At 62.3% G+C, this 1,830-nt stretch carries 2 protein-coding genes and 1 pseudogene; all 3 read left to right on the top strand.

Going from position 1 to position 1,830, the window contains the following annotated elements:
* A partial coding sequence (locus tag JSE7799_RS14170; RefSeq protein ID WP_186201956.1) for a transposase occupies positions 1-426 on the top strand: 426 nt, incomplete at its 5' end.
* Positions 427-468: 42 nt separating this feature from the next.
* A pseudogene (locus JSE7799_RS14165) lies at positions 469-909 on the top strand (integrase core domain-containing protein); the annotation flags it as partial.
* Positions 910-1,133: 224 nt separating this feature from the next.
* Positions 1,134-1,830, top strand: a 697-nt coding sequence (gene istA / locus JSE7799_RS14160; RefSeq protein ID WP_144431727.1) for an IS21 family transposase, incomplete at its 3' end; no start/stop codon positions are given.

Here is a 1,830-nt window from a genome sequence, read left to right as displayed (position 1 = left end):
TGCGAGTTCCATCTCGCGCGCAACGCCATTCATCACGCTCCGAACGTCGAGAGCCGCAAGCGCATCGGAGCCGAGCTGCGCACCGTGTGGAATGCCAGCACGCTCGCCAAGGCAGAAACGGCCTTGGCAGAGATCGTCGCCAGCTATCGCACCTCTGCGCCGAAGCTGGCCGCATGGCTGGAGGAAAACGCGCCCGAGGGGCTCGCGGTCTTCACGCTGCCCGAGCACCATCGCCGCCGGCTGCGCACTTCAAACCCGATGGAGCGATCCGTCCAGCACGAGCTCAAGCGGCGCACCGTAAAGGTCAGGGTCTTTCCCAGCGACGACGCTCTGCTGCGACTGGTCAGCGCCGTCCTCGTAGAGATCGACGAGAAATGGGCCTCCGAGACCAAGGCCTACATCAAATGGGAATGCCAGGATGCATGACCCGCTCTCAGCAGAATTTCCAGACCGCAGGTTGCTCTATCCACAAGCATCTCAGGCGCCCGTGTGGCCCGTGAGCTGGACGCGCTGGTGCGGGTGTATGGGAAGCCCGCATGCATCGTCAGCGACAATGGGACCGAGTTCACCAGCCGCGCCATCCTCAAGTGGGCCGACAAAAACGGGGTGCCCTGGCATTACATCGACCCGGGCAAGCCGCAGCAGAACGCCTTCATCGAGTCCTTCAACGGTAGCCTGCGCAACGAGCTCTTGAACGAGGAGATCTTCGACACCCTAGACGACGCCCGCCGGAAGCTGGCGCTCTGGAGTTACGACTACAACGCCGTCAGACCGCACTCATCGCTCGGAAACCAGCCGCCGCTCGAAGCGCGCCGGGCGCTCGAGCAAGTCGAGGGCCCGGCGCCCGGCGCGCTTGCCCAGAACAACCCACCGGACTACCAATCTCAAACCCGCAGAATCTCGCTATGATCGAGGGACCCGAAGGGGGCAGGTCACTATGTGATCAAGACGCGCGACCGGAAGGCCACGCTCAAATTCCTCAGGAAAGCAACGCGCAGGCACGGACAACCTGAGGTCATCTGTTGGATGTCACTGAGAACTGACCCGGCAGCAGTCTAAATTGTCACTGAGAACTGACCCATGTGGAATCTTGCCCCTGACGGGATTTGTCGGGGGTTATTGGAGTGATCGACATGGGATTTTTGAGCGTCATTCGACGTTGGGCGTTACGGGACAAGATGCCCATCCGCGAGATCGCGCGGCGGACCGGGCTGTCTCGCAACACCATCAAGAAGTATCTGCGGGCGGGGATCGTTGAGCCCCGGTTCCAGACACCGGCGCGGCCGAGCAAGCTGGACCCATATGCCGAGAAGCTGACAGGCTGGCTGGTGACGGAGCAGCGCAAGTCGCGCAAGGACCGGCGCACCGCCAAGCAGATGCACGCTGATCTGGTTAAGCTTGGCTATGACGGCTCGTATGAGCGTGTCGCAGCCTTCGTGCGGACTTGGAAAGGAGACCGGCAACGCGCGCAGCAGACGACCGATCGCGGGACATTCGTGCCGTTGGTGTTCCAGCCGGGCGAGGCGTTCCAGTTCGACTGGAGCGAGGACTGGGCCTCTGTCGGCGGCAAGCGCATCAAGTTGCAGGTGGCCCACATCAAGCTGTCGCACAGCCGCGCGTTCCTGGTCAGGGCCTATTTGTTGCAGACGCATGAGATGCTGTTCGACGCGCACTGGCACGCGTTCCGGGTCTTTGAGGGCGTGCCGGGCCGCAGGATCTACGACAACATGCGCACGGCGGTGGATCGCGTGGGCGTTGGCAAGAAGCGCGATGTAAATGCGCGGTTCATGGCCATGACCAGCCACTATGTGTTCGAGCCCGACTTCTGCA

It is taken from the genome of Jannaschia seosinensis (assembly GCF_001408515.1).
Lineage (GTDB): Bacteria > Pseudomonadota > Alphaproteobacteria > Rhodobacterales > Rhodobacteraceae > Jannaschia > Jannaschia seosinensis.
Note: the sequence above shows the minus strand (reverse complement) of the source record. Positions and strands in the feature narration are given on the sequence as shown.